The 22,313-nt window shown below is 65.0% G+C and carries 21 protein-coding genes; 9 read left to right on the top strand and 12 right to left on the bottom strand.

The window, feature by feature from the left end; translation table 11 throughout:
• Positions 1–16 precede the first annotated feature (16 nt).
• Both EO99_RS0102345 and EO99_RS0102340 read left to right on the top strand, forming a co-directional pair.
• On the top strand, positions 17–796 hold the full coding sequence (locus tag EO99_RS0102345) for a glycerophosphodiester phosphodiesterase family protein (RefSeq protein WP_051679671.1): 780 nt from the start codon (positions 17–19) through the stop codon (positions 794–796).
• Positions 793–1,707, top strand: coding sequence for a TIM barrel protein (locus EO99_RS0102340; RefSeq protein WP_029617039.1), 915 nt, complete (start codon positions 793–795; stop codon positions 1,705–1,707). The genes EO99_RS0102345 and EO99_RS0102340 overlap by 4 nt, the downstream gene beginning before the upstream one ends.
• Before the next feature lie 66 nt (positions 1,708–1,773).
• Here the strand turns inward: EO99_RS0102340 and EO99_RS0102335 are convergent, their stop codons facing one another.
• The 7 genes from EO99_RS0102335 to urtA all read right to left on the bottom strand — a co-directional run bounded on the left by EO99_RS0102335 (position 1,774) and on the right by urtA (position 8,324).
• A complete protein-coding gene (locus EO99_RS0102335; protein WP_029617038.1) occupies positions 1,774–2,103 on the bottom strand; it encodes an FmdB family zinc ribbon protein in 330 nt (109 codons plus the stop codon).
• A gap of 58 nt (positions 2,104–2,161) precedes the next feature.
• Positions 2,162–3,394 (bottom strand): formamidase, encoded by a 1,233-nt coding sequence (fmdA, locus tag EO99_RS0102330; RefSeq protein WP_029617037.1) that lies wholly within the window; start codon positions 3,392–3,394, stop codon positions 2,162–2,164.
• Positions 3,395–3,446: 52 nt separating this feature from the next.
• Positions 3,447–4,136: an urea ABC transporter ATP-binding subunit UrtE gene (gene urtE, locus EO99_RS0102325; protein ID WP_029617036.1), complete on the bottom strand. Its 690-nt coding sequence runs from the start codon at positions 4,134–4,136 to the stop codon at positions 3,447–3,449.
• 9 nt (positions 4,137–4,145) lie between these two features.
• On the bottom strand, positions 4,146–4,898 hold the full coding sequence (gene urtD / locus EO99_RS0102320) for an urea ABC transporter ATP-binding protein UrtD (RefSeq protein WP_029617035.1): 753 nt from the start codon (positions 4,896–4,898) through the stop codon (positions 4,146–4,148).
• Between the two features lie 12 nt (positions 4,899–4,910).
• Positions 4,911–6,044, bottom strand: a complete 1,134-nt coding sequence (gene urtC / locus EO99_RS0102315; RefSeq protein ID WP_051679670.1) for an urea ABC transporter permease subunit UrtC — start codon at positions 6,042–6,044, stop codon at positions 4,911–4,913.
• 10 nt (positions 6,045–6,054) lie between these two features.
• On the bottom strand, positions 6,055–6,981 hold the full coding sequence (gene urtB, locus EO99_RS0102310; protein WP_029617033.1) for an urea ABC transporter permease subunit UrtB: 927 nt from the start codon (positions 6,979–6,981) through the stop codon (positions 6,055–6,057).
• An 80-nt stretch (positions 6,982–7,061) separates the two neighbouring features.
• A complete protein-coding gene (urtA, locus tag EO99_RS0102305) occupies positions 7,062–8,324 on the bottom strand; it encodes an urea ABC transporter substrate-binding protein (RefSeq protein ID WP_029617032.1) in 1,263 nt (420 codons plus the stop codon).
• A 333-nt stretch (positions 8,325–8,657) separates the two neighbouring features.
• Between urtA and EO99_RS0102300 the strand changes: the two genes are divergently transcribed.
• Together EO99_RS0102300 and EO99_RS0102295 are read left to right on the top strand one after the other, a co-directional pair.
• On the top strand, positions 8,658–12,032 hold the full coding sequence (locus EO99_RS0102300; RefSeq protein WP_029617031.1) for an ATP-binding protein: 3,375 nt from the start codon (positions 8,658–8,660) through the stop codon (positions 12,030–12,032).
• Entirely contained in the window at positions 12,025–12,951 is a 927-nt protein-coding gene (locus EO99_RS0102295) for a response regulator transcription factor (RefSeq protein ID WP_029617030.1), read from the top strand. Before EO99_RS0102300 ends, EO99_RS0102295 begins: the two co-directional genes overlap by 8 nt.
• A 247-nt stretch (positions 12,952–13,198) precedes the next feature.
• On the opposite strand, the gene EO99_RS0102285 is transcribed toward EO99_RS0102295, so the two are convergent.
• From EO99_RS0102285 to EO99_RS0102275, 3 genes are all read right to left on the bottom strand, one after another.
• On the bottom strand, positions 13,199–13,405 hold the full coding sequence (locus EO99_RS0102285; protein WP_029617029.1) for a hypothetical protein: 207 nt from the start codon (positions 13,403–13,405) through the stop codon (positions 13,199–13,201).
• Between the two features lie 120 nt (positions 13,406–13,525).
• Complete coding sequence (locus tag EO99_RS0102280; RefSeq protein WP_029617028.1) at positions 13,526–14,551, bottom strand: sulfate ABC transporter substrate-binding protein; 1,026 nt, start codon at positions 14,549–14,551, stop codon at positions 13,526–13,528.
• Positions 14,552–14,757: 206 nt separating this feature from the next.
• Positions 14,758–15,201, bottom strand: a complete 444-nt coding sequence (locus EO99_RS0102275) for an RrF2 family transcriptional regulator (RefSeq protein WP_029617027.1) — start codon at positions 15,199–15,201, stop codon at positions 14,758–14,760.
• 259 nt (positions 15,202–15,460) lie between these two features.
• On the opposite strand from EO99_RS0102275, the gene EO99_RS0102270 reads away from it, so the two are divergent.
• From EO99_RS0102270 to cysN, 3 genes are read left to right on the top strand one after another with little or no spacing between them, the layout of a single operon-like run.
• Positions 15,461–16,225 (top strand): phosphoadenylyl-sulfate reductase, encoded by a 765-nt coding sequence (locus EO99_RS0102270; protein ID WP_029617026.1) that lies wholly within the window; start codon positions 15,461–15,463, stop codon positions 16,223–16,225.
• A 34-nt stretch (positions 16,226–16,259) separates the two neighbouring features.
• Entirely contained in the window at positions 16,260–17,213 is a 954-nt protein-coding gene (gene cysD / locus EO99_RS0102265; RefSeq protein WP_051679669.1) for a sulfate adenylyltransferase subunit CysD, read from the top strand.
• A gap of 1 nt (position 17,214) precedes the next feature.
• Positions 17,215–18,696 carry a sulfate adenylyltransferase subunit CysN gene (gene cysN, locus EO99_RS0102260; RefSeq protein ID WP_029617024.1) on the top strand — a complete coding sequence of 494 codons (1,482 nt, stop codon included), beginning with the start codon at positions 17,215–17,217 and terminating at the stop codon, positions 18,694–18,696.
• Positions 18,697–18,719: 23 nt separating this feature from the next.
• Here the strand turns inward: cysN and EO99_RS0102255 are convergent, their stop codons facing one another.
• Complete coding sequence (locus tag EO99_RS0102255) at positions 18,720–19,715, bottom strand: LacI family DNA-binding transcriptional regulator (protein WP_051679668.1); 996 nt, start codon at positions 19,713–19,715, stop codon at positions 18,720–18,722.
• A 275-nt stretch (positions 19,716–19,990) separates the two neighbouring features.
• Between EO99_RS0102255 and EO99_RS0102250 the strand changes: the two genes are divergently transcribed.
• Together EO99_RS0102250 and EO99_RS0102245 are read left to right on the top strand one after the other, a co-directional pair.
• Complete coding sequence (locus tag EO99_RS0102250) at positions 19,991–20,374, top strand: DUF6152 family protein (protein ID WP_029617022.1); 384 nt, start codon at positions 19,991–19,993, stop codon at positions 20,372–20,374.
• 10 nt (positions 20,375–20,384) lie between these two features.
• Positions 20,385–20,855, top strand: a complete 471-nt coding sequence (locus EO99_RS0102245; protein WP_029617021.1) for a DUF6644 family protein — start codon at positions 20,385–20,387, stop codon at positions 20,853–20,855.
• Here the strand turns inward: EO99_RS0102245 and EO99_RS0102240 are convergent.
• Positions 20,852–22,213: a chloride channel protein gene (locus EO99_RS0102240; protein ID WP_029617020.1), complete on the bottom strand. Its 1,362-nt coding sequence runs from the start codon at positions 22,211–22,213 to the stop codon at positions 20,852–20,854. The two genes, EO99_RS0102245 and EO99_RS0102240, sit on opposite strands and share 4 nt — an antisense overlap.
• Positions 22,214–22,313: the final 100 nt, after the last annotated feature.

Genomic DNA, 22,313 nt, shown 5'->3' with positions numbered 1-22,313 from the left:
AATCAGGATTTGAGACATGACTTTGATCACCGGGCACCGCGGCGCCCGCAACCTCTGGCCCGAAAATTCACCCACCGGGTTCCGTAACGTCCTGGCGCTCGATGTCGACGCCGTCGAATTCGACGTCCATCTCACGGATGCGGGCGAACTGGTGGTCATCCACGACGCCACCCTCGACAGGACCGTTGAGGCCAGTGGCCCGGTGCGGGCGCTGACGCCGGAAGCCCGCGCATCGCACCGTCTGAAGGACAGCGAGGACATCATCCCGACCCTCGGCGAGGTGCTGGCGATCCTGGCTCCCGCGAAGACCAAGGCGCTGCATGTCGAGATCAAGTCCGGGCCGGACGGCAATCCCTATCCCGGCATCGTGGAAAAGGTGGCGGCCGAAGTGGCCCGCGTCGGCCTCGAGGATCGCAGCACTCTGACGTCCTTCGACGTATCGGTGCTGGAAGACTGCCGCCGGCATGCGCCGCAGATCGCCAGGCTCGTGTCCGTCAACGCCGCCTGGGCTGAGAAGCAGGGTGGGCTGAGGACCTTCCTCACGCAGGTCGACAGTCTCGTGGAAACCGTCGCCGTCCATCACGAGCTGATGGATGCGGAATGGGAGCTGATCACCGACATGCTGCCTCTGGACCGCCTCTGTGTCTGGACCCTCAACGACGAGACACTGATCGCAACATGGCTGGATCGGGGCATCGGACACCTGACCACCGACAGCCCGGATATTGCGCTCAGACTGCGGGCGCAACGATCCACGCACGACCTTCATTCCCAACACCTTGGAGACGCACAATGAGCAACATCATCGGAACAGGTTTCAACTGCAATTCCGTCGACGGAGAGCTGGAAAGCCTCGGAACCGACCTTCGCCGCCTCGCCGATCTCGGCCTCGACACGGTGGAGCTCGGCCTGACCAGCGTCGACCTGATCGCCGGCGGCCGCATCATCAAGGAGCGCGCCGAGCGGCTGGTGGCCCTGACCTCGCAGTTCGAACTGCGCTATACGGTACACGGCCTGGTCTCGTCCAACTTCATGGACCCGGCCACCTGCCGCTACCACATCGACGCGGCCAAGGCGCTCGTCGAACTCTGCGACCGGATCGGGTCCCGCATCCTCGTCCAGCACGGCGGCTGCCTGCGCGCCGACCAGATCTTCGACCGCGCTGCCGCAGACACCCGCGAGCGGGAAGCCCTGCTGGAACTCGCCGAATTCGCCCGGCCCTACGGCGTGCGGATCGCGCTGGAGAACATCTTCACCACCGAGCCCGGCCAGTACCGCCAGACGCCGGCCGAGGTTGCCGCAACGGTCAAGGCTCTGAACCACCCGAACGTCGTGGCGCTGATCGACTTCAGCCACGCCTATATCGAATCCACCTATCGCGGCCTCGATTTCCGCGACCAGCTGCGGGCCATGGCACCGGTCACCGGCCATCTGCACGCCCATGATTCCTTCGGCCGGCCGCAGGGCTTCTACAAGGGCTTCCACCCGCAGGAAAACACGGCGATGGGCATCGGCGACCTGCACATGCCGCTCGGCTGGGGCGACATCGACTGGGAAGACATCTTCGCCGAGCTGGAGTTCCTGCCGGAAACCGTGCTGATGATGGAAGTGGGCGCGCGCTACCGCAACGAGCAGCCGGAAAGCCTGGAGCGGGCCCGCAAGCTGATTGCGCTGAACAGCCACCGCACGGCCGTCGCGGCAGAATAGCGATCCGAAGACGACCTCAGGCGGTCGCTGCCGGTCCCGGATCGCAGCGACCGCCTGGGAAAAGCTCTAGTGACTGATCATCCAGGGGCGCGAGGACGGAAAGGTCTTGGCGCCGTCGGCACGGTAGATCGCCTTGGTCGGTTTGCCGTTGCAGCAGGAGCAGCCGGCGCCATGGCCGAGCGACTTCGAGGTCACCGGCTCGTGTGCCGACTTCTCGTTGGTGGCGCGGGCAATCCGCGTCGACGCCTCCATCGATGCGACGAAGGGCATCGACAGGAAGGCGCGGGGCGATGACTGGCCGCACTCCGGGCATTCGCAGGGCTCGCCGGACATGGTCATCGACCGCCTGTGGGTGAAGGGTCCGCAATCAGCGCATTTGTAATCGTAGTTGGGCATTTCGATCTCCGGCGTTTCGTTCAGCGCGGGGCGGAGGCATCCTCCGCCCCGCGGCGTGTCAAAGATCGGGTGCCAGCGGCACGTCGATCTTGCCGTCGAGGAAGATCTTCGGCCCGTCCGCGCCGGGCTTCATGTCGAATTCGAAGATGTCGAGCGGCAGCCAGAGGGTGGCGCAGGCGTTGGGAATGTCGACGACGCCGGAAATATGGCCCTGGACGGGGGCCGTGCCGAGGATGGCATAGGCCTGGGCGCGGGTGTAGCCGAACTTCGTCATGTATTCGATGGCGTTCAGGCAGGCCTGGCGGTAGGCGATGTGCACGTCGAGATAATGCTGCTTGCCGCCTTCGTCGACGGAGATGCCCTCGAAGATCAGGTAGTCGTCGTATTTCGGCGTGATCGGCGACGGCCGGAAGATCGGGTTCTTGATCCCGTATTTGGCCATGCCGTCCTTGATCAGCGTCACCTTGATGTGCAGCCAGCCCGCCATTTCGATGGCGCCGCAGAAGGTGATCTCGCCGTCGCCCTGGCTGAAATGCAGGTCGCCCATCGAGAGCCCGGCGCCATCGACGTAGACGGGGAAATAGATCTTCGAGCCGCGCGACAGGTCCTTGATGTCGCAGTTGCCGCCGTGCTCGCGCGGCGGCACGGTGCGTGCCCCCTCCGCTGCCGCCTTGTCGCGCGCCTCGCCTTTGAGGCTGCCCATGTGGGCGCTCGGTCCGCCGTCCGGCAGCGTCGCCAGGGCTGGCACGCGGCCCGGATCCGTGTCGAACAGCGCCTTCTCGCGCGTATTCCACATCTCCAGCATCTTGTGATCCGGCAGGCAGCCGATCAGGCCGGGGTGGATCAGGCCAGCGTATTTGACGCCCGGCACATGACGCGACGAGGTGAACATGCCGTGGAAGTCCCAGATCGACTTCTGCGCTTCGGGGAAATGCTCCGTCAGGAAGCCACCGCCATTCCTCTTGGAGAAGAAGCCGTTGAAGCCCCAGAGGCTGTTGTCGAAGGCGCCGATGTCGAGGATGTCGACCACCAGCAGGTCGCCCGGTTGCGCGCCCTTCACGCCGATCGGCCCGGAGAGGAAATGCACCTGGCTCAGGTCGACGTCGCGCACGTCCGCTGCATCGTCGTCGTTCTTGATCTGCCCGCCGGTCCAGTCATAGGTCTCGATGCGGAAATCGTCGCCCGGCTCGACCCAGCAGGCCATGGGGATATCGGGATGCCAGCGGTTGTGGACCTTCTCGTTGCTATGGGCGGACTCGCTGAGGTCGACCTTGATGAGCGTCTCGGGCATGCTGTTCTCCTTCCTTGGGATGGTGCGTTGATTGGGGGGGGGCGGTTGCCGGTCAGACGGAGAGGAAGGCCGAGACCTTCTGCTCGTCGATGCCGTCGCGGGGGGATTGGTGGACGATCTGGCCCTTCTCGATCACCAGCACCCGGTCGGCCATGTCGAGCGCGAAACTCAGCACCTGTTCGGAGACCAGGATCGAAAGCCCCATCTCGTCGCGGATGCGGCAGAGGGTGCGGGCCATTTCCTTGATGATCGACGGCTGGATGCCTTCGGTCGGTTCGTCGAGGATCAGCACCTTCGGCCGGGAGGCGAGCGCGCGGGCGATAGCCAGCTGCTGCTGCTGCCCGCCCGAAAGATTGCCGCCGCGGCGGCTCTTCATGTCGAGGAGCACCGGAAACAGCTCGTAGATGTGGTCGGGCACGGCAGTCTCGCCGGTGACGGTGAGCCCGGTCTCGATGTTCTCCTTCACCGTCATGGCCGAGAAGATCATGCGCCCCTGCGGCACATAGGCGAGGCCCGCGGCGACGCGCTGGTAGCTGTCCATCGCCTCGATCGGCGTGCTGCCGATGTGGATCGTGCCCATGGTGGAGGGGACGATGCCGATCAGCGACTTCATCAGCGTCGTCTTGCCCATACCGTTGCGGCCCATGATGGCGACGATCTCGCCAGGAGCGAGCGAGAGGTCGAGGCCATGGATGACCTCGCTCTGGCCATAGGCGACGTGGAGGTTTTCGACTGCGAGCATGGCGGTCTCCTAGTGCCCGAGATAGACTTCGACGACCTTGGGGTCGTGCTTGACGCGGTCCATCGTGCCCTCCGACAGCACCTTGCCCTGATGCAGCACGGTGACGCGGTGGGCGATGTCCTCGACGAACTTCATGTCGTGCTCGATGACGATCACCGACTGGTTGCGGATGATGGTGTTGAGCAGTTCGGCGGTCTTCACCCGCTCGGCGATGCTCATGCCGGCGACCGGCTCGTCGAGCATCAGGAGCTTCGGGCTCTGGATCAGCAGCATGCCGATCTCCAGCCACTGCTTCTGCCCATGGCTGAGGATCGCGGCCTCGGTATCGAGGTGGTCCTTCAGGAAGATCATCTCGGCCACCTCCTCGACCCGGTCGCGGACCTCGGCGTCGCGGCGGAAGAACAGCGCGCCGAAGACATTGCGGCCGCGAGGGAAGGACAGCTCCAGGTTCTCGAAGACCGTCAGGTCCTCGTAGATCGACGGGTTCTGGAACTTGCGGCCCACCCCGGCATGGACGATCTCGTGCTCGCGCATGCCGGTCAGTTCCTGGCCCTTGAAGCGGATCGAGCCCTCCGTCGGCCTGGTGCGGCCGCAGATCAGGTCGAGGACGGTGGTCTTGCCCGCGCCATTGGGGCCGATGATGACGCGGATCTCGTTCTCGTCGACGTAGAAGGAGAGGTCGTTGACGGCCTTGAAGCCGTCGAAGGAGACCGTCAGGCCCTCGACGCTGAGGAGGAAATCGGCGGGTGCGCTCGGATCCATGGTTTGGGCCTTTCACTTGGCGGAGGAGGAAAGGGGCACGCCACCGGCACGCCAGAGGGGGAGGCGCTGTGCAAGCTTGAGAAGTGCCGGTTCGACATGATCGCGGAAGACGCCGGCAAGCCCGTTGGGGAAGGCCATGACGACCGCGATGAACAGCCCGCCCATGGCAAACAGCCAGAGTTCGGGAAAGCTCTCGGAAAACGTGGTCTTGGCGAAGTTGACGAGAAGGGCGCCATAGACGGCGCCGAACAGCGACATGCGTCCGCCGACCGCGCAGAAGATCACCATTTCGATCGAAGGAACGATGCCCACGAAGGAGGGCGACATGAACCCCACCTGCAGGGTGAACATCGCGCCACCGATGGCGGAGAAGGCCGCCGCCAGGCAGAAGATGAAGATCTTGAAGTTGGCGACGTCATAGCCGGAGAAGCGCACGCGGTCCTCGCGGTCGCGCATGGCCACGAGCAGGCGGCCGAATTTGGAGACCCGCACGAACTGGGCCGCGACGAGGCAGGCGATCAGAAGCACGGCGTTGACGAAGTAGAGCACCGTCTTGGCGTCGTCGGTGCGGATGTCCCAGCCCAGCAGCGTCCGCAGGTCGGTGATGCCGTTGACGCCGCCGGTATATCCCTGCTGGCCGATGATGAGGATGGTGAGGATCGCCGCGACGGCCTGGGTGATGATGGCGAAATAGACGCCGCCGACGCGCCGCTTGAACATCGCCGCGCCGATGATGTAGGCGAAGATCGCAGGCACGGCGACGATGGCGACCAGCGTGAAGCTCAGCGAGTGGAACGGCTGCCACCAGAAGGGCAGTTCGGTGATCTGGTTCCAGTCCATGAAGTCCGGAATGCCGGGCGTCGACTGGATCTTGGTGGCCTCGGGCGTCGACGCCTCGAGCTTCAGGAACATGGCCATGCAATAGCCCCCGAGCCCGAAGAAGATGCCCTGGCCGAGGCTCAGGATGCCGCCGAGACCCCAGCACAAGACGAGGCCGATCGCGACGAAGGCATAGGTCAGGTATTTGCCGACCAGGTTCAGGCGGAAGGTGTCGACGCCGATCGGGATGACGACCAGGATGATGGCGGCGAGGATGGCCAGTGCGAGCCATTCGCGGGGTTTGAAAAGCTGGGTGTCGGAGTTCATGGAATGGTCCTCAGCGGCGGATGTTGAGAGTGAACAGGCCTTGCGGGCGCAGCATCAGGATGCCGACGACGGTGAGCAGGGTCAGGACCTTGGCCATGGACCCGCTCATGAAGAATTCCATCGTCGACTGGGCCTGCGAGATGGTGAAGGCGGAGGCGATGGTGCCGATCAGGCTGCCGGCGCCGCCGAAGACGACCACCAGGAAGGTGTCGACGATGTAGAGCTGGCCGGCGGTCGGGCCGGTGGAGCCGATCATCGTAAACGCCGCACCGGCGATGCCGGCGATGCCGCAGCCGAGCCCGAAGGTCAGCCGGTCGACGCGCTTGGTGTTGATGCCGACCGCACCCGCCATCACCCGGTTCTGCAGCACGGCGCGCACCTGCTTGCCGAAGGTGGAGCGCGCCATCATCAGATAGACGCCGAAGGCGATCAGGATCGTCAGCCCCATGACGAAGAGGCCGTTGATCGGGATCTCGATCATGTCGGTAAGCGCCACCGAACCCATCATCCAGTCCGGTAGCGTGACGCCCACCTCGCGTGCGCCGAAGACGGAGCGGTAGACCTGCTGCAGGATCAGCGAGAGGCCCCAGGTGGCGAGAAGCGTGTCGAGCGGGCGCCTGTAGAGATGCCGGATCAGCGCCCATTCGACCAGAACCCCCAGTGAAAAGGAGGCGCAGAAGGCGAGCACCATGGCGGCGAAGAAGTAGACCGGAAACAGCACCGGCACATAGGTCGTCACCAGGTGCGAGCAGAGGTAGGTGACATAGGCCCCGAGGATCATGAACTCGCCGTGGGCCATGTTGATGACGCCCATCTGGCCGAAGATGATGGCCAGGCCGAGCGCCATCAGCACGAAGACCGAGAACAGGCTGAGGCCTGCAAAGCCCTGCATGGCCAGGATCGAAGTGAATTCGCCGAAGGTATAGTCGCCAATCATCGCGGCCTCGCCGGTTCGCTGTCGGGGATAAGAGAAAGGACGCTGCCCGCCCGTGGCGGAGGGGCAGCGCCAGGCGAGGCTTATTGATAGCCTTCGGGGAAGGGATCGGGCTCCATCAGCTCGCTCGTCTCGTAGACCACCTTGTACTGGCCATCGAGCTGGGCATGGCCGACGCGGGCCTTGGACCAGAGGTGATGGTTCTCGTGGATCTTGACGTAGCCCTCGGGGGCCGTGGTGAGTTCGATGCCCGGCGAGGCTGCCTTGATCTTGTCGATGTCGAAGGAGCCGGCCTTCTCGACGGCGGCCTTCCACAGCCAGGGGCCGAGATAGGCCGCCTGGGTGACGTCGCCGATGACGATGTCGTCGCCCCACATCTTCTTGAAGGCTTCGACGAAGGCCTTGTTGTTGTCGTTGTCCAGGCTCTGGAAGTATTTCATCATGGCGTAGGCGCCGGCCATGTTCTCGCCGCCGATGCCGAGGATCTCGTCCTCGGTCACCGAGATCGTCAGGAGCAGCGGCTTTTCCTTGGCAAGATCGATGCCGGCGGCCTTCAGCTGCTTGTAGAAGGCGACGTTGGAGCCGCCGACGACGATGGCGTAGATCACGTCCGGCTTCTTCAGCTTGATCTTGTTGATCACCGAGTTGAACTGGGTGTGACCCAGCGGATAATACTCCTCGCCGACCACTTCGAGCCCGAGCTTTTCGATGTGCTTGCGGGCGATCTTGTTGGAGGTGCGCGGCCAGATATAGTCCGAGCCCAGGAGGTAGAAGGACTTCGCACCCTTCTCCTTCACGACCCAGTCGATGCCGGCAAGAATCTGCTGGGTGGCTTCCTGGCCGGTGTAGATGACGTTCGGGCTTTCCTCGAGACCCTCGTAGAATGTCGGATAGTAGAGCATGCCGTTGTACTGCTCGAAAACCGGCAGCACGGCCTTGCGCGATGCTGAGGTCCAGCAGCCGAAGACGGCCGCCGTCTTGTCCTGGACCAGCAGCTTCTTGGCCTTTTCGGCGAAGGTCGGCCAGTCCGAGGCGCCATCTTCCTGGATGAACTCGATCTTGCGGCCCAGCACGCCGCCCATGGCGTTGATCTGCTCGATCGCCAGCTTCTCGGCCTGCACCGAACCGGTCTCGCTGATCGCCATGGTGCCGGTGACGGAGTGCAGGATGCCGACCTTCACGGTGTCGTCGGTGACGGCGAGCCCCGTCGTGTTGACGGTCGCCGTCGGATAGTCGGCGGCCAGAAGCGGCATGCCGGTGATTGACAGAAGCGGTATGGCGGCGATGCCAGCCAGCAGGGATCTGCGGGTCACGGACATCAGGTTCTTCGACGGATCTTCCTTCATGGCGGAGCCTCTTCTCGCTGGTTTCGAAAGGTGCTGGCTATGTCCAGCCAACTGTCGCGAGTGTCACGGCGTTGCTGCGGCGCAACAATGGAGCGTTTGACGTATTTGCCCCTGAGCATTTTCCCCCTAGCATCAGGACAGATGACGCAAGGAGGGGAGCGAGCAGCTGATTTTGCTCGAAAAAGCCGGCGCAGCTTCCATGGGCTGAAGGGGCGGGCAACCGTGTCCGGGAGCATGCGGAGCCCCCTGGAACATTTCTTGCTTCTGCATTGCAGCAAGGGCGCCGTGTCTCGCGTGACGGGTGTCGCAGTCGATCTTGAGGAGTAGTATTTCGTGACCGCAGCCGAGCGGGTGCCCCGAAATCGCCGGATCTACAACAAGTGGGTCGCCAACCAGACCCTGGAAGACTACGCGCTGCGTTTCACCGCCTACCGGGTCCGGCGTTTTTCCACCGGCCGCATCGCCAATACCGCCATCGGCGCCATCTCCTTCCTGGCGCTGGAAGCGATCGGCGGGTCGATCACGCTGAACTACGGCTTTGCCAATGCGGCGATGGCAATCGGCGTCACCTGCACGATCATCTTCCTCATGGGCGTGCCGATTGCCTATAATGCCGCCAAATACGGGGTCGATATCGATCTTCTCACGCGCGGAGCGGGCTTCGGCTATATCGGATCGACCGTCACCTCGCTGATCTATGCGACCTTCACCTTCATCTTCTTCGCCATCGAGGCCGCCATCGTGGCGACGGCCCTGGAGCTGTGCACCGGGCTGCCGCTCTCCATCGGCTACATCGTCAGCGCGCTGGCGATCATTCCGCTGGTGACCCACGGGGTGACCTTCATCAGCCGCTTCCAGGCCTGGACGCAGCCGTTCTGGATCGTGCTGCAGCTTGCTCCCTTCGTCTTCATCGCCGCGCAGAGCCACGTCTCCGTGCGACAGTGGACCGGCTACACGGGGCTATGGGGACAATCGGACGGCTCTGTCGACATCGTCTATTTCGGCGCCGCGTCCGCGGTGCTGTTTTCGCTGGTGGCGCAGATCGGCGAACAGGTCGACTTCCTGCGCTTTCTGCCGCGCCAGGACCGACAGAACCGGTGGCGGTGGTGGGCAGCCCTGCTGTCGGCAGGCCCCGGCTGGGCCGTCATCGGCGGCCTCAAGATCATGGCGGGCTCGTTTCTCGCCTTCTACGCCTTCCAGCACGGCGTCGACTTCGCCGATGCCGCCGACCCGACGCAGATGTATCTCAGCGTCTTCAGGGAAATGCTGGCGTCGCCGGAGCTGGCGCTCGGGCTCACCGGTGTCTTCGTGATCATTTGCCAAGCCAAGATCAACGTCACCAACAGCTATGCGGGCTCGATTGCCTGGTCGAACTTCTTCTCGCGCCTGACGCACAGCCACCCGGGCCGCGTCGTCTGGCTGGTGTTCAACGTCCTGCTCGGACTGCTGCTGATGGAGTTCGGGGTCTATAAGGCGCTGGAGCAGACGCTCGGGCTCTATTCCATTCTGGCGGTCTCGTGGATGGGCGCCATCGTCGCGGACCTGGTCATCAACAAGCCGCTGGGGCTGTCGCCACGGTCCATCGAATTCAAGCGGGCGCATCTCTACGATATCAACCCAGTCGGCTTCGGCTCCATGTCGATCTCGGCCCTTGCCGGACTGATCGCCTATTTCGGCGTCTTCGGCCCGACGCTTGCGGCAGTCTACATCTACGTCGCGCTGGCCTCCGCCTTCGTGCTTTCGCCGGTCATCGCCTTCGCAACCGGCGGGCGCTACTACATTGCCCGCCAGTCGCCCGCCGACTGGAAGACCGCGCAACGGATCGAGTGCTGCATCTGCGAGCACCACTTCGACAGCGAGGACATGGCACGCTGCCCGATCTATTCGGGGCCGATCTGCTCGCTCTGCTGTTCGCTCGATGCGCGCTGCCTCGACGCCTGCAAGACGGACGCGCGCTTCATGGAGCAGCTGCGCGGCTTCACGGCGACCTTCCTGCCGCATCGTGTCGCGACCTTCCTGGAGAGCCGGCTTGCCCAATATCTGGCGGTGCTGACGGTGGTCACCGCGCTGATCGGCCTCGTCTTCTGGCTGATCTACTTCCAGAGCAGCCTCGACCGAACCCTGCCGGCCGCGCAGATCGCCACCGTCTTGTGGAAGCTGTTCATCATCGTCTTCATCATTGCCGGCATCATCGTCTGGCTGTTCGTGCTCGCCCAGGAAAGCCGCAAGTTCGCGGAAGACGAGGCGCGCAAGCACACGCGGCTGCTGATGGACGAGATCCAGGCGCACGAGGAGACGGACCGTCTGCTGCAGAAGGCCAAGGAGGTGGCCGAGCAGGCGAATGTCGCCAAGAGCAAATATGTGGTGGGCCTCAGCCACGAGCTGCGCACGCCGCTCAGCGCCATCCTCGGCTATGCGCAGCTGCTGGAACGGCAGAAGGGGCTGCCGGTCTACATCCACAATGCGGCACGCACGATCAAGCGCAGCGGCGAGCATCTGGCCGACATGATCGAAGGGCTCCTCGACATCTCCAAGATCGAGGCGGGTCGGCTGGAGATCTTCCGGCACAAGATCGCGCTCCGGCCCTTCCTCGACCAGATCGTCGACATGCTGACGCTGCAGGCGCAGGCCAAGGGGATCGACTTCGAGTTCCACGCCAGCTCGTCGATGCCGGACTATGTCGTCACCGACGAGAAGCGGCTGCGGCAGGTGCTGATCAACCTCCTGTCGAACGCGATCAAGTTCACCGACCACGGCAAGGTCAGCCTGACGGTCACCTACCGCGGGCAGGTGGCGACCTTCGAGATCGAGGACACCGGCGTCGGCATCGGCGCGGCAGACATCGAGCGGGTGTTCCTGCCGTTCGAACGGGCCGAGCAGGCGATGGACGCAAACCGCCCGCCGGGCACCGGATTGGGCCTGACCATTACCAAGCTCCTGGTCGAGATCATGGGCGGCGAACTCACGGTGCACAGCACTGCCGGCGTCGGCAGCTATTTCGGCGTCCGGCTGCATCTTTCCGCCGCCGTCGGTCCGGAAGACGCGCCCGCCGCCGTTTCCCGCATCAGCGGCTACGAGGGGCCGCGCCGGACTGTGCTGGTGGCCGACGACGACGGCAACCAGCGTGCGCTTCTCGAGGATGTGCTGCGGCCGCTGGGCTTCACCGTCATCACGGCGGCCGACGGACGGGCCTGTCTTTCGGCCCTGTCGCTCTACCGACCGGACATTCTCGTCCTCGACATCGCCATGCCCGGCATCTCCGGCTGGGACGTGGCGCGACAGGTGCGCCGGCGGATCGGCCGGCAGCTTCCGATCATCATGCTGTCGGCGGATGCGGGCAACGAGCGGACCCGGCCGGAGCATGCGGATCTTTTCGACGCCTATCTCATCAAGCCCTTCAGCTTCGACGAACTGTTCGACTGGTTTGCGACGCTGATGTCGGTGACATGGGTGCATGAAGGGGAAGGGGCGGTCGAGGTGGAGATGCAGCGAGGCTTTTCCGCCGGCGAACTGCCGGACCGCAGCAAGCTGAAGCAGCTACGGACATTGGGTGAAACAGGCTTCGTCCGCTCGATCGAAGCGATGCTGAACGACATCGAGAGCTCATCGCCGTCAACGGCCCGGTTCTGCGGCCACATGCGGCTTCTCGTCACGAACTACCGTCTTCGTGACTTCCTGGCCGTCATCGAGGAGGTGAAAAATGCCTGACCTTCCGGAGAGCAGTCGCGTCCTTGTGGTCGACGATTCGCCCGATGCCCTGTTCATGCTGTCCGACGCCCTGACGCTGGAAGGGATGGACGTGCTGACCTGCAACAGCGGCCGGCAGGCGATCTCGATGGCCAACAGCAATTCGCCCGACATCGTGCTGATGGACGCGGTCATGCCGGGGCTCGACGGGTTCGAGACCTGCCAGATCCTGAAGTCGGAACGCGGCTTCGAGGATATTCCGATCATCTTCATGACCGGCTTCAATGAGAGCGAGCATGTCATGCGCGCGCTTGCGGCCGGCGGCGTGGATTTCGTCAGCAAACCGATCGAACTGAACGAGCTGTTCGCGCGGATGCGCGTCCACCTCGGCAATGCACGCCGGGCGCGCTCGGCGCGGCGCGCGCTGGATTCCACGGGGCGCTGGATCGTCTCCTGCGACCGACGCGGCCGGATCCTGTGGTCGACGCAGCAGGCAGCCGACCTCCTGCAGCGCGCCGGCATCCGCTCGGACCAGGGCGCCTATCTGCCCTGGGACCTGGTGGAATGGCTTGGACAGGTGGTGGACACCGCACCCTCTGCCCCTCTGGGCGGGGCGTTCCGCTGCTCCCGCAATGGCCAGGACCTGGAGCTTCGCCTGCTGTCGGACGACGGCGGCGAGGAGGTCCTGCTGCGCCTCGTCGATCGGCATCGGGGCACCGACGAGGAGCAGCTCGCCAAGGCCTTCGGGCTGACGCTGCGGGAGGCGGAAGTGCTGTTGTGGATTGCCCACGGCAAGGCCAACAAGGAGATTGCCGACATCCTCAAGATGTCGCCGCGAACGGTCAACAAGCACCTGGAGCAGATCTTCAACAAGCTGATGGTGGAAAAACGGACCTCGGCCGCGACCATGGCCGTCAAGGTGCTCTGGCGCGACGGGTGACTGTGCATGCCGCGCGAAGATGGCGCGCGCGCTCATGCCCGGATGAACAGCGCTCCCACCAGCGCGATGACCGCGATCGATTGCAGAATGAACATGGGCCACTCGGATGCCATGGCGTCCTCCTTTGCCCGTTCCAAGTCACGGTAGAGCAGGCCGTTCCTTCACGCCTTCGTGTGTCGCGGCACGGAAACGAGCCCGGCACTTCAGCCGGCTCTCCATAGGCGTCAGCGGACGACGAGACGGAGGCTTAATGGGTGTTCTCGAGCATCTCGCGCTTGCGAAGATCCTCGATGGCCATGACCGCCTCTTCGGCGGACCAGCCGGCGCGGACTGCGGCCTCGATGATCCGGGCCTCGCATTCGAGGGCCAGCCGGTTGTAGACCGGCTCGATCGCCTCCTGGATGGTCAGGATGTGATCCTCTGGCTTGACGTGGATATGCGCCGACATTGCCATGTTGCTCTCCATTGACGAGGGATTAAGTCCGAATCCGCTGCGACGGTTTTTGTTCCGGCTGACATGACATATTTGTTACGGGAGCGGCGGGTGGCGATCCTCCCCCGCCGCTCCCGTGTATCAGTTGCGGCCGGCCTGGATCTGGTCGAAGATACCGCCGTTGGAGAAGTGCTCGGCCTGCGTCTTCTCCCAGCCGCCGAAGATCGGGTCGTCGATCGTCACCAGCGTGATGTCGGGCAGATGCTGCAGGAGGTCCGGCGGCACGGCCGCGGGATTGGCCGGGCGGAAGAAGTGCCTGGCGATCAGCCTCTGCGCCTCGTCGGAATAGAGGTGCTGCAGATAGGCCTCGGCGGCCTGGCGCGTGCCCCGCTTGTCGACATTGGCGTCGACGACGGCGACCGGCGGTTCGGCGCGGATCGAGAACGGCGGCACGACGATGTCGAAGTTCTCCGGACCCATCTCCTTCAGCGCCAGATAGGCCTCGTTCTCCCAGGCCAGCAGCACGTCGCCCATCCCGCGCTCGCTAAACGTCGTGGTGGCGCCGCGCGCGCCGGTGTCCATAACCACCACATGGGTGAAGAGGTCGGCCATATAGGCCTTGATCCTCTCCTGGTCGCCACCGAAGGCGTGGTTGGCGAAGGCCCAGGCGGCCAGGTAGTTCCAGCGGGCGCCGCCCGACGTCTTCGGATTCGGCGTGACGATCTCGACGCCGTCCTTCACCAGGTCGTTCCAGTCGTGGATCCCCTTCGGATTGCCCTTGCGCACCAGGAAGACGATGGTCGAGGTATAGGGCGCGGAATTGTGCGGGAACCTGCCGCGCCAGTCCGGCGAGATCCTGCCGCTGTGCTTGGCGATCGCATCGATGTCGCTGCCGAGCGCCAGCGTCACCACATCGGCATCGAGCCCCTCGATGACGCCGCGTGCCTGCCGGCCGGAACCGCCGTGCGACTGCTCGATCGTGATGGTTTCGCCGGTCTGCTTCTGCCAGTGCTCGGCAAAGAGAGCATTGTACTCCTCGTAGAATTCGCGCGTCGGATCGTAGGAGACATTGAGCAGGGTGGTCTGTGCCTGAGCCGGGCCGAACAGGCCGGCGGTAAGCGAAAGGCCAAGGGCGAGGGCGCCCAATCCAAGGCTGAAGTTGAACATGCTGACTTCCCTCCGTGGTTTACCCGACTAACACTACCGATTAAGTAGTCTTTGACAACGGGGAACTGGAAGAAAGCAAAAACCTTGGGTCGTGGTGTCAGAGGGTGGTTTACTGTCGCCGAGGCATCGTCCGGCAAGCAACGCACGGATCAAGCGGCTGGATCAGGAGAGGAAGCATCCGCCGGCAGGCGCCAAAGAAAGCGTCACTACGCCGTCAGAAGTTCCCGCGACTTCGCGGTATCGTCCAGGGCATCGGCAATCGTGGTGCTGAACAGCACGTCGCGGGTGGCGTCGGCGACGCGGGCGAAGACATGGCGGATCTCGCAGAGCTGCTCGCCGTCGCAGTCCTCGCATTTGCGGTAGGCGGTCACCGACAGGCAGGGGAGCGGCGCGATCGGGCCGTCGATCAGCCGCAGCACGTCGCCGTAGGTGATGGTATCGGCCGGCTTCAGGAGCAGGTATCCGCCCTGCTTGCCGCGCCGGCTGGCGACGATGCCGGCCCGCTTCAGGTCGAGCAGGATCTGCTCCAGGAACTTCTTCGGGATGCACTGCTGCGCGGCAATCTCCGAGATCATCATCGACGAGCCGTCGCCCGACTGGGCCAGAGCCGTCAGCGCCCTCAATGCGTATCTCGCCTTCTGGGAAATCATTGCGCAACCACATATGCCGGCCGCACGGCCGGTTTCGGCGGCGCGGTTTGATACTGCCCTTCGGCTTAGCGGAAACCATGTGGGATTTCAAACACTGGCGCGGCCTGTCCCGGGTTGCGGCCTCCGGTACGGCAGCTTTTCTCCGCCGACGAAGCTTTGGAGAGAGATTTGCTCATCATCCGTCCCTGGTGAAACCGCTGTTTCTGTGCAGGGCCGTCGCAAGCTTCCATAATCGGGCAAAGATGATGGAAAGACCCACATGACGATCCACGATCTCTCCGGCCTGCGCCCGGCCGAACTCGCTGCCACCCTCGACGCCCGTTTCGAGACCCTGGATCTCGCCAGCCGGTTGAGGCTTGCGGCGGGAATCGGCCGTGCGGTCTTCACCTCCAGCCTCGGGATCGAGGACCAGGTCATCACCGCGGCCATCGGCATGGAGGAGCGGCTCGACATAGAGGTGGCGACGCTGGAGACGGGCCGGCTGTTTGCCGAGACCCTGGCGCTGATCGATGAGACGGAGGAGCGCTTCGGCATCGAGATTCGCCGGCACCGTCCGCAGGAGGCCGATGTCGCCGGCTACGTCGCGCAATACGGCCTCAACGGTTTCTACGAGAGCGTCGAGGCCCGCCACGCCTGCTGTCATGTCCGCAAGGTCGCGCCGCTCGCCAGGGCCCTGGATGGGGCGACGGTCTGGGTCACCGGCCTTCGCCGAAGCCAGTCCGGCAACCGCGCCGCAACGCCCTTCGTCGAGTACGACGCCGAGCGCGGCCTCTTCAAGGTCAACCCGCTTGCCGACTGGTCGCTCGACGAGATCGCAGCCTATGTCGAGAAGCACACCGTCCCCACCAATCCGCTGCACGCCAGAGGCTATCCCTCGATCGGCTGCGAGCCCTGCACCCGTGCCATCAAGCCCGGAGAGCCGGAACGGGCCGGGCGCTGGTGGTGGGAAAACGACGAAAAGCGCGAATGCGGCCTGCATGTCCCCGAGGCGGCAGCCTCGTCCCTCACTTCCAGTTCCCTTTAGCCGGTTGACCCTTGTCCGCCCCGGAGAATCCCTGATGACCGATGTTATCCACGCAGCAGAGCAGAGGCCTGCTTCGTCGACCAAACCGCCGCTCGATCCGCACCTGAAGGCGCTCGAAAACGAGGCGATCCATATCTTCCGCGAGGTTGCGGCCGAATTCGAGCGTCCGGTGATGCTCTATTCGATCGGCAAGGATTCTTCCGTCCTGCTGCATCTGGCGCGCAAGGCCTTCCATCCGGGCCGCGTGCCGTTTCCCTTGCTGCACGTCGATACCGGCTGGAAGTTCAAGGAGATGATCCGCTTCCGCGACGAGATTGCCCGGAAGTATGAGCTCGACCTCGTCGTCCACACCAATGCCCGCGGCAAGGCGGAAAACGTCACGCCCTTCACCCATGGTTCGGCGCTCTACACCGACATCATGAAGACCGAGGCGCTGCGCCAGGCGCTCGATGCCGGCCGCTACGACGCCGCCTTCGGCGGTGCCCGCCGCGACGAGGAGGCAAGCCGCGCTAAGGAGAGGATCTATTCCTTCCGCACGCCCGACCACCGCTGGGACCCGCGCAACCAGCGCCCGGAACTCTGGAACGTCTATAACGGCATGGTCCGCAAGGGCGAGAGCGTGCGCGCCTTCCCGCTCTCCAACTGGACCGAGGTGGACATCTGGCGCTACATCCAGGCGGAGGACATTCCCCTGGTGCCGCTCTATTTCGCCGCCGAACGCCCCTTCGTCGAGCGCGACGGCATGATGATCCATGCCGAGGATCCGCGCCTCGAGCGCCTGCCCGGCGAGACTGTGCAGCACGATTTCATCCGCTTCCGCACGCTCGGCTGCTTCCCGCTCACCGGGGCGATCCGTTCGCGGGCCACGACGCTCGACGAGGTGATCGCCGAACTCGAGATTGCCACTGTCTCCGAACGTCAGGGACGCGCCATCGACCGCGACCAGTCCGGCTCGATGGAGAAGAAGAAACGCGAAGGGTATTTCTGAGATGACCGCATCCGCCACCGCCGCCGCCGTCCATCCCGCCGCAGATGCCGTTGCGGTCACGCGCGACCTGCGCCCGTTGCGTCTCATCACCTGCGGCTCGGTCGACGACGGCAAGTCGACGCTGATCGGCCGCCTGCTGTGGGACACCAAGGCCGTCAAGGAAGACCAGGCCGCGACGCTGCGGCGCGACAGCGGCCAGCAGAACGATCTCGGCCTGCCCGATTTCGCGCTGCTGCTCGATGGCCTGCAGGCCGAGCGAGAGCAGGGCATCACCATCGATGTCGCCTACCGCTATTTCGCCACCGACCGGCGCTCCTTCATCGTTGCCGATACGCCCGGCCACGAGCAGTACACCCGCAACATGGCGACCGGTGCTTCGACCGCCGATCTCGCCGTGCTGCTCGTCGACGCCCGCACCGGCCTCCTCGAACAGACCCGCCGCCATGCCACGATCGCCTCGCTGATGGGCATCAAGCAGTTCGTGCTGGCGGTCAACAAGTTCGATCTCGTCGGCTACGACCAGGCGATCTTCGATGCCATCTCGCATGACTTCCGGGAGCTGGCCCTGTCGCTCGGCGTGCGCCAGATCACCGCCATCCCGATGTCGGCCCTGAAGGGCGAGAACGTCGTCTATCCGGCAGGCGCCGTCATGCCCTGGTACGATGGCCCGACGCTCGTCGAGACGCTGGAGCTCGCCACCGTCCGTTCCGCCCAGGCCGGCGGCTTCCGTCTGCCGGTGCAGCGCGTCTCGCGGCCGGGCGAAAGCTTCCGCGGCTATCAGGGCACGGTCGCCGGCGGTTCGGTGAAGCCCGGCGATTCCGTCGTCATCCTGCCGTCCGGCATGATCGCCAACGTCAAGCAGATCGTCACCTTCGACCTCGTCCGCAATGCGGCCGTCGCCGGCGACGCAATCACCCTGGTCCTCGACCGTCAGGTGGACGTCTCGCGCGGCGACATGATCGTCTCGCTCGACGCCCAGCCGATGACCGGACTGGAGTTCGAGGCGCAGATCGTGGCGTTGCAGCCGGACGGGATCGAGCCCGGCAAGCGCTACTGGCTGAAGAGCGGCAGCCGCCGCCAGCGTGTCTCGGTCAAGCCGCTCTCCCAGCTGGAGCTGTCCAGCGGCTCGTGGCGCTCTCACGCGGACCTGCTGGCAATGAATGCCATCGGCAAGGTGCGGCTCTCCTTCGACGAACCGGCGATCTTCGACACCTACGACCAGAACCGCTCCACCGGCGCCTTCATCCTGATCGATCCCGACACCCACAACACGATCGCAGGCGGCATGATTGCCGCCAAGCGCAGCGGCGGGATCGGCATTCGCTATGAGGGGGAGCGCGTCGTGCTGTCGCTGCCGGCGGACCTTGCGGACCAGATCATGGCGAGCGAGCTTTTCGCGAACCGCCGCGACGAGGCGGACGTCCGGCGGATGACCTCGGCACAGGCAACCGAGCTGTTCCAGAACGCCGCAAGCGACATCTGATCCGGGAGGCTTGCGCGGCGGCTCTAGGCGAGCTGCCGCGTCGTCTGCCGTTCGATGAGGGCGAACCCGAGGTCGATGGGTGCCTCGGGCGTGGCTTCCCCGTTTACTGCGCGGATCAGCATGTCGACGGCGCGATATCCCATGTCGAAGCGCGGCACCCTGACGGTGGTCAGCGCCGGCTGGGTATAGGCGGCAAACCCCAGGTCGTTGTAGCCGCAGATGCCGAAGTCCGGCACCGAGAGGCCGAGCCGCTGCGCCTCGAACAGGGCCCCCAGCGCCAGGTCGTCGTTCTGGCAGAAGACGCAGTCGGCATCCGGCGCCTGCGCCTTCAGCTGCTGCAGGAGCTGGCAGCCCAGCGCAATGCCCGTCGGATCGTCCGCCGACACCACGAGAGCGGGGTCCAGAAGGCCCGCCTCGCGCATCGCCAGGCTGTAGCCCTCGTGCTTGCGTTCCGCCCGCACGTCCCGGCTGCCGCCGATCATGCCGATGCGCCGGTAGCCGCAGGCGATCAGGTGCCGGATCGCCGTGGCGGTGGCTTCGCAATGGTTGATGCCGACGGCCAGCCCGCTCGGGGTGAGGTGAAGGTCGACGATCTGCACCACGGGGCAGGGCGCCGACTTCAGGAGCTCCAGCACGCCGTCGCGCGCCTGCAGTCCCGACAAGAGGATGCCCGCCGGATTTTGCGACAGGAACAGCCGGATCTGCCGACACTCCTCCTGCGGGTCGTTGCGGCAGTTGGCGTATTGGATGCGCAATCCGGAATCGCGCACGCGCTCCTCGATGCCGCGCATGATGCTGAGATGGGCGTGGTTGGTCAGCGCCGGCGCCAGCACGCCGATCACGCCGCTTTGCCGGCTGGCGAGCGCGCGCGCCGCAAGGTCCGGCACATAGCCCATCTGCTCGACCTGTTGCAGGATGCGCTCGCGCAGCGGCTCGGAGACCTTGTCCGGCTCCCGCAGGGCGCGCGACACGGTGATCGAGCTGATCCCGAGGCTGTCTGCCACGTCCGTCAATGTCACTCGGTCTGATCGCGTTCGATGCGGCATGCAACTCCTCAACAAGCCTGTGTCGGTAAACATGGTCCTCTATCCCCCGCGTTGCCGGAAGGGAGAAATTAAGGCCTCCCCATCTGTAGGCAAGAGGTCGGCCACCGCTTTCAAGCCGGCCGTGAGAGCGGCGGCCGGATAGACCTCGCATTCCTGTCACGAACGGGCCATCACTAAACGGTGAGGCCCTCTGGCGCGAATCGCCACGCTCTACATGTGTGTGGGACAGCCAACCCGAGGAGAACGACATGACGCACCTGCTCCTGCCGCGACTGTTTGCCGGCATCGCCATTTCCATCGCCGCAGCCGGCACCGCGGTCGCCCATCATGGATTTTCATGGGCAGAGGCCGAACAGATCGAGCTGAACGGCACCATCACTGCCATCTCGTTTGCCCCGCCGCATCCCTCCATGGAAGTCCAGGCCGAGGACGGCGTCTGGACGGTCGAACTCAGCAATCCCGGCAAGACCCAGCGCTCCGGCTTCGTCGAGGGCGTGGCCAATGTCGGCGATGCCGTCACCCTGATCGGCAATCGCTCGCAGGATCCGGAGGAGCTGCGCATGAAGGCGGTCCGGGTCATGGTCGGCACCAAGACCTACGACATCTATCCCGAGCGCATCGAGACCAACTGAGGCAGCGCCCTTGGAATGGCTCGCGCCACTTGCAGAAACCGGGGTGGCGCGGGCGTTGATTGCCGCGCCGACGCTCTACCTGCTGGTGAACGCCGCGCACATCATGGGGATCGGCGTGCTCTACGGATCCATCCTGGCGCTCGACCTGCGCATCCTCGGGCTGAACCGCTCCGTGCCCCTCCACGTCATCGCCGGCTTCCTCTCCCGCATGGCAGCCGCGGGTGCGGGCCTGGCGATCCTCACCGGTCTTTGCCTGGTCTCGGTGCGGCCCGTGGAATACGCCGGGAATGCAGCCTTTCTGGCCAAGCTTGCGCTGGTGGCGGTCGGGTTGGCGCATGCGCTCGTCCTGCATCGCGGCATCGGCTGGCGCCGGGCGACGACCGATGGCCATGCCTCGGCTGCCCTGCGACTTTCGGCGCTCGCCTCGATCATCATCTGGACAAGCGCGATCGCTGCCGGCCGCTGGATCGGCTTTCTCTAGCGCGTAGAGCTTTCGCCCGTCTGCGGACGGTCGTCTGCGCCGCGCCGCGCGCGGATCGCCTGCGCGATGAAGGGCCGCGACAGCCCGTGATAGAGCGGCACCGGCGCGATCATCCGCGAGGTGATGTAGCCCAGCATGGAGGCGGCCATGATCGGGATCACCGCCTCGTGGTTGCCGGTCATCTCGATGATGATGACGAAGGCCGTCATCGGCGCCTGCACGACACCGGCGAAATAGCCGGCCATGCCGAGCATGGCCGACAGCGCGACGCTGGCGCCGAACAGGGTGCCGAGCGTGCCGCCGAAGCCGACTCCGACCGCCAGCGACGGCGCGAAGATGCCGCCGGGAATGCCGGAGATCATCGACAGGAAGGTGCTGGCGAGCTTCTCCAGGAAGAACAGCGGCGACAGCATCTCGCCCTCCAGCATCGACCGCGCCTGGTCGTAGCCGGTGCCGAAGGTCTGGCCGCCCGAGACGATGCCGATGACGGCAACCGCCAGGCCGCAGCCTCCGGCCAGCATGATCATCTTCTTCAGCGGCGCCGGCTGCGCCCAGCGGCGGATACGGCGCGAGAGCGTCAGCGCCCCGTGGCTGAAGCTGGCGCCGAGCGCCCCGCCGCCAACGCCGCAGAGCACCACCATCAGCCAGTCGAGCCTTGTTGCGACCGCCAGCGAATTCTCGCCGAAATAGGTATAGCTGCCGACGAGCCCCAGCGCCGCGAGACCCGACAGCACCACGGCCGTCAGCACCAGCCCGTTGGCGCGCGATTCATAGGTGCGGCTCATCTCCTCGATGGCAAAGACGATGCCGGCCAGCGGCGTGTTGAAGGCGGCGGCAATGCCCGCGGCGGAACCGGCGAGGATCAGCCCCTCCTGCGCCATGCCGCCGAACCGGCCGGCCGCCAGCATGATCGAGGCGCCGACCTGAACCGTCGGACCCTCGCGGCCGATGGAGGCGCCGGAGAAGAGGCCGATCACCGTCAGCGCGATCTTGCCTGCCGCAAGCTTCAGCGACAGCAGCGCCGACCGGCTCTGCTCGTCGCGCAGGTGCCGTGCCGCGATCGCCTGCGGGATGCCGCTTCCCTGCGCATTGGGGAAGAAGGTTATCGCCAGCCAGGTGCAGAGGACGAATCCCGCGGGCGTCAGGAGAAGTGGCAGCAGGAAGCTGTAGGCGCCGGAGGAGGTCGCCGTCTTGAACAGCATCTGCGCCGCGTCCGCCGCCCAGGCGAAGGCAACGCTGACGATGCCGATCGCAATGGCTCCGATCCAGAACACCACCCGCGGCTTCCACACCCGCCAGGAGCCGCGCATCACGCGGGACCGACGGAGCATCTTCGACTTGCGGTAGGAAAAGGGCATGGTCACTGACTGCTGCGGAAAGGGGAGGGCCCGTTATTTGCGCCTGGGTCCGGCATTGCAAGGCCGCCTTCCCGCAAAAGCGGCCCTTTCCTCTGCAAAT

Origin of the sequence: Pseudorhizobium marinum, assembly GCF_000705355.1 — a bacterium.
GTDB lineage: Bacteria > Pseudomonadota > Alphaproteobacteria > Rhizobiales > Rhizobiaceae > Neorhizobium > Neorhizobium pelagicum.
Note: the sequence above shows the minus strand (reverse complement) of the source record. Positions and strands in the feature narration are given on the sequence as shown.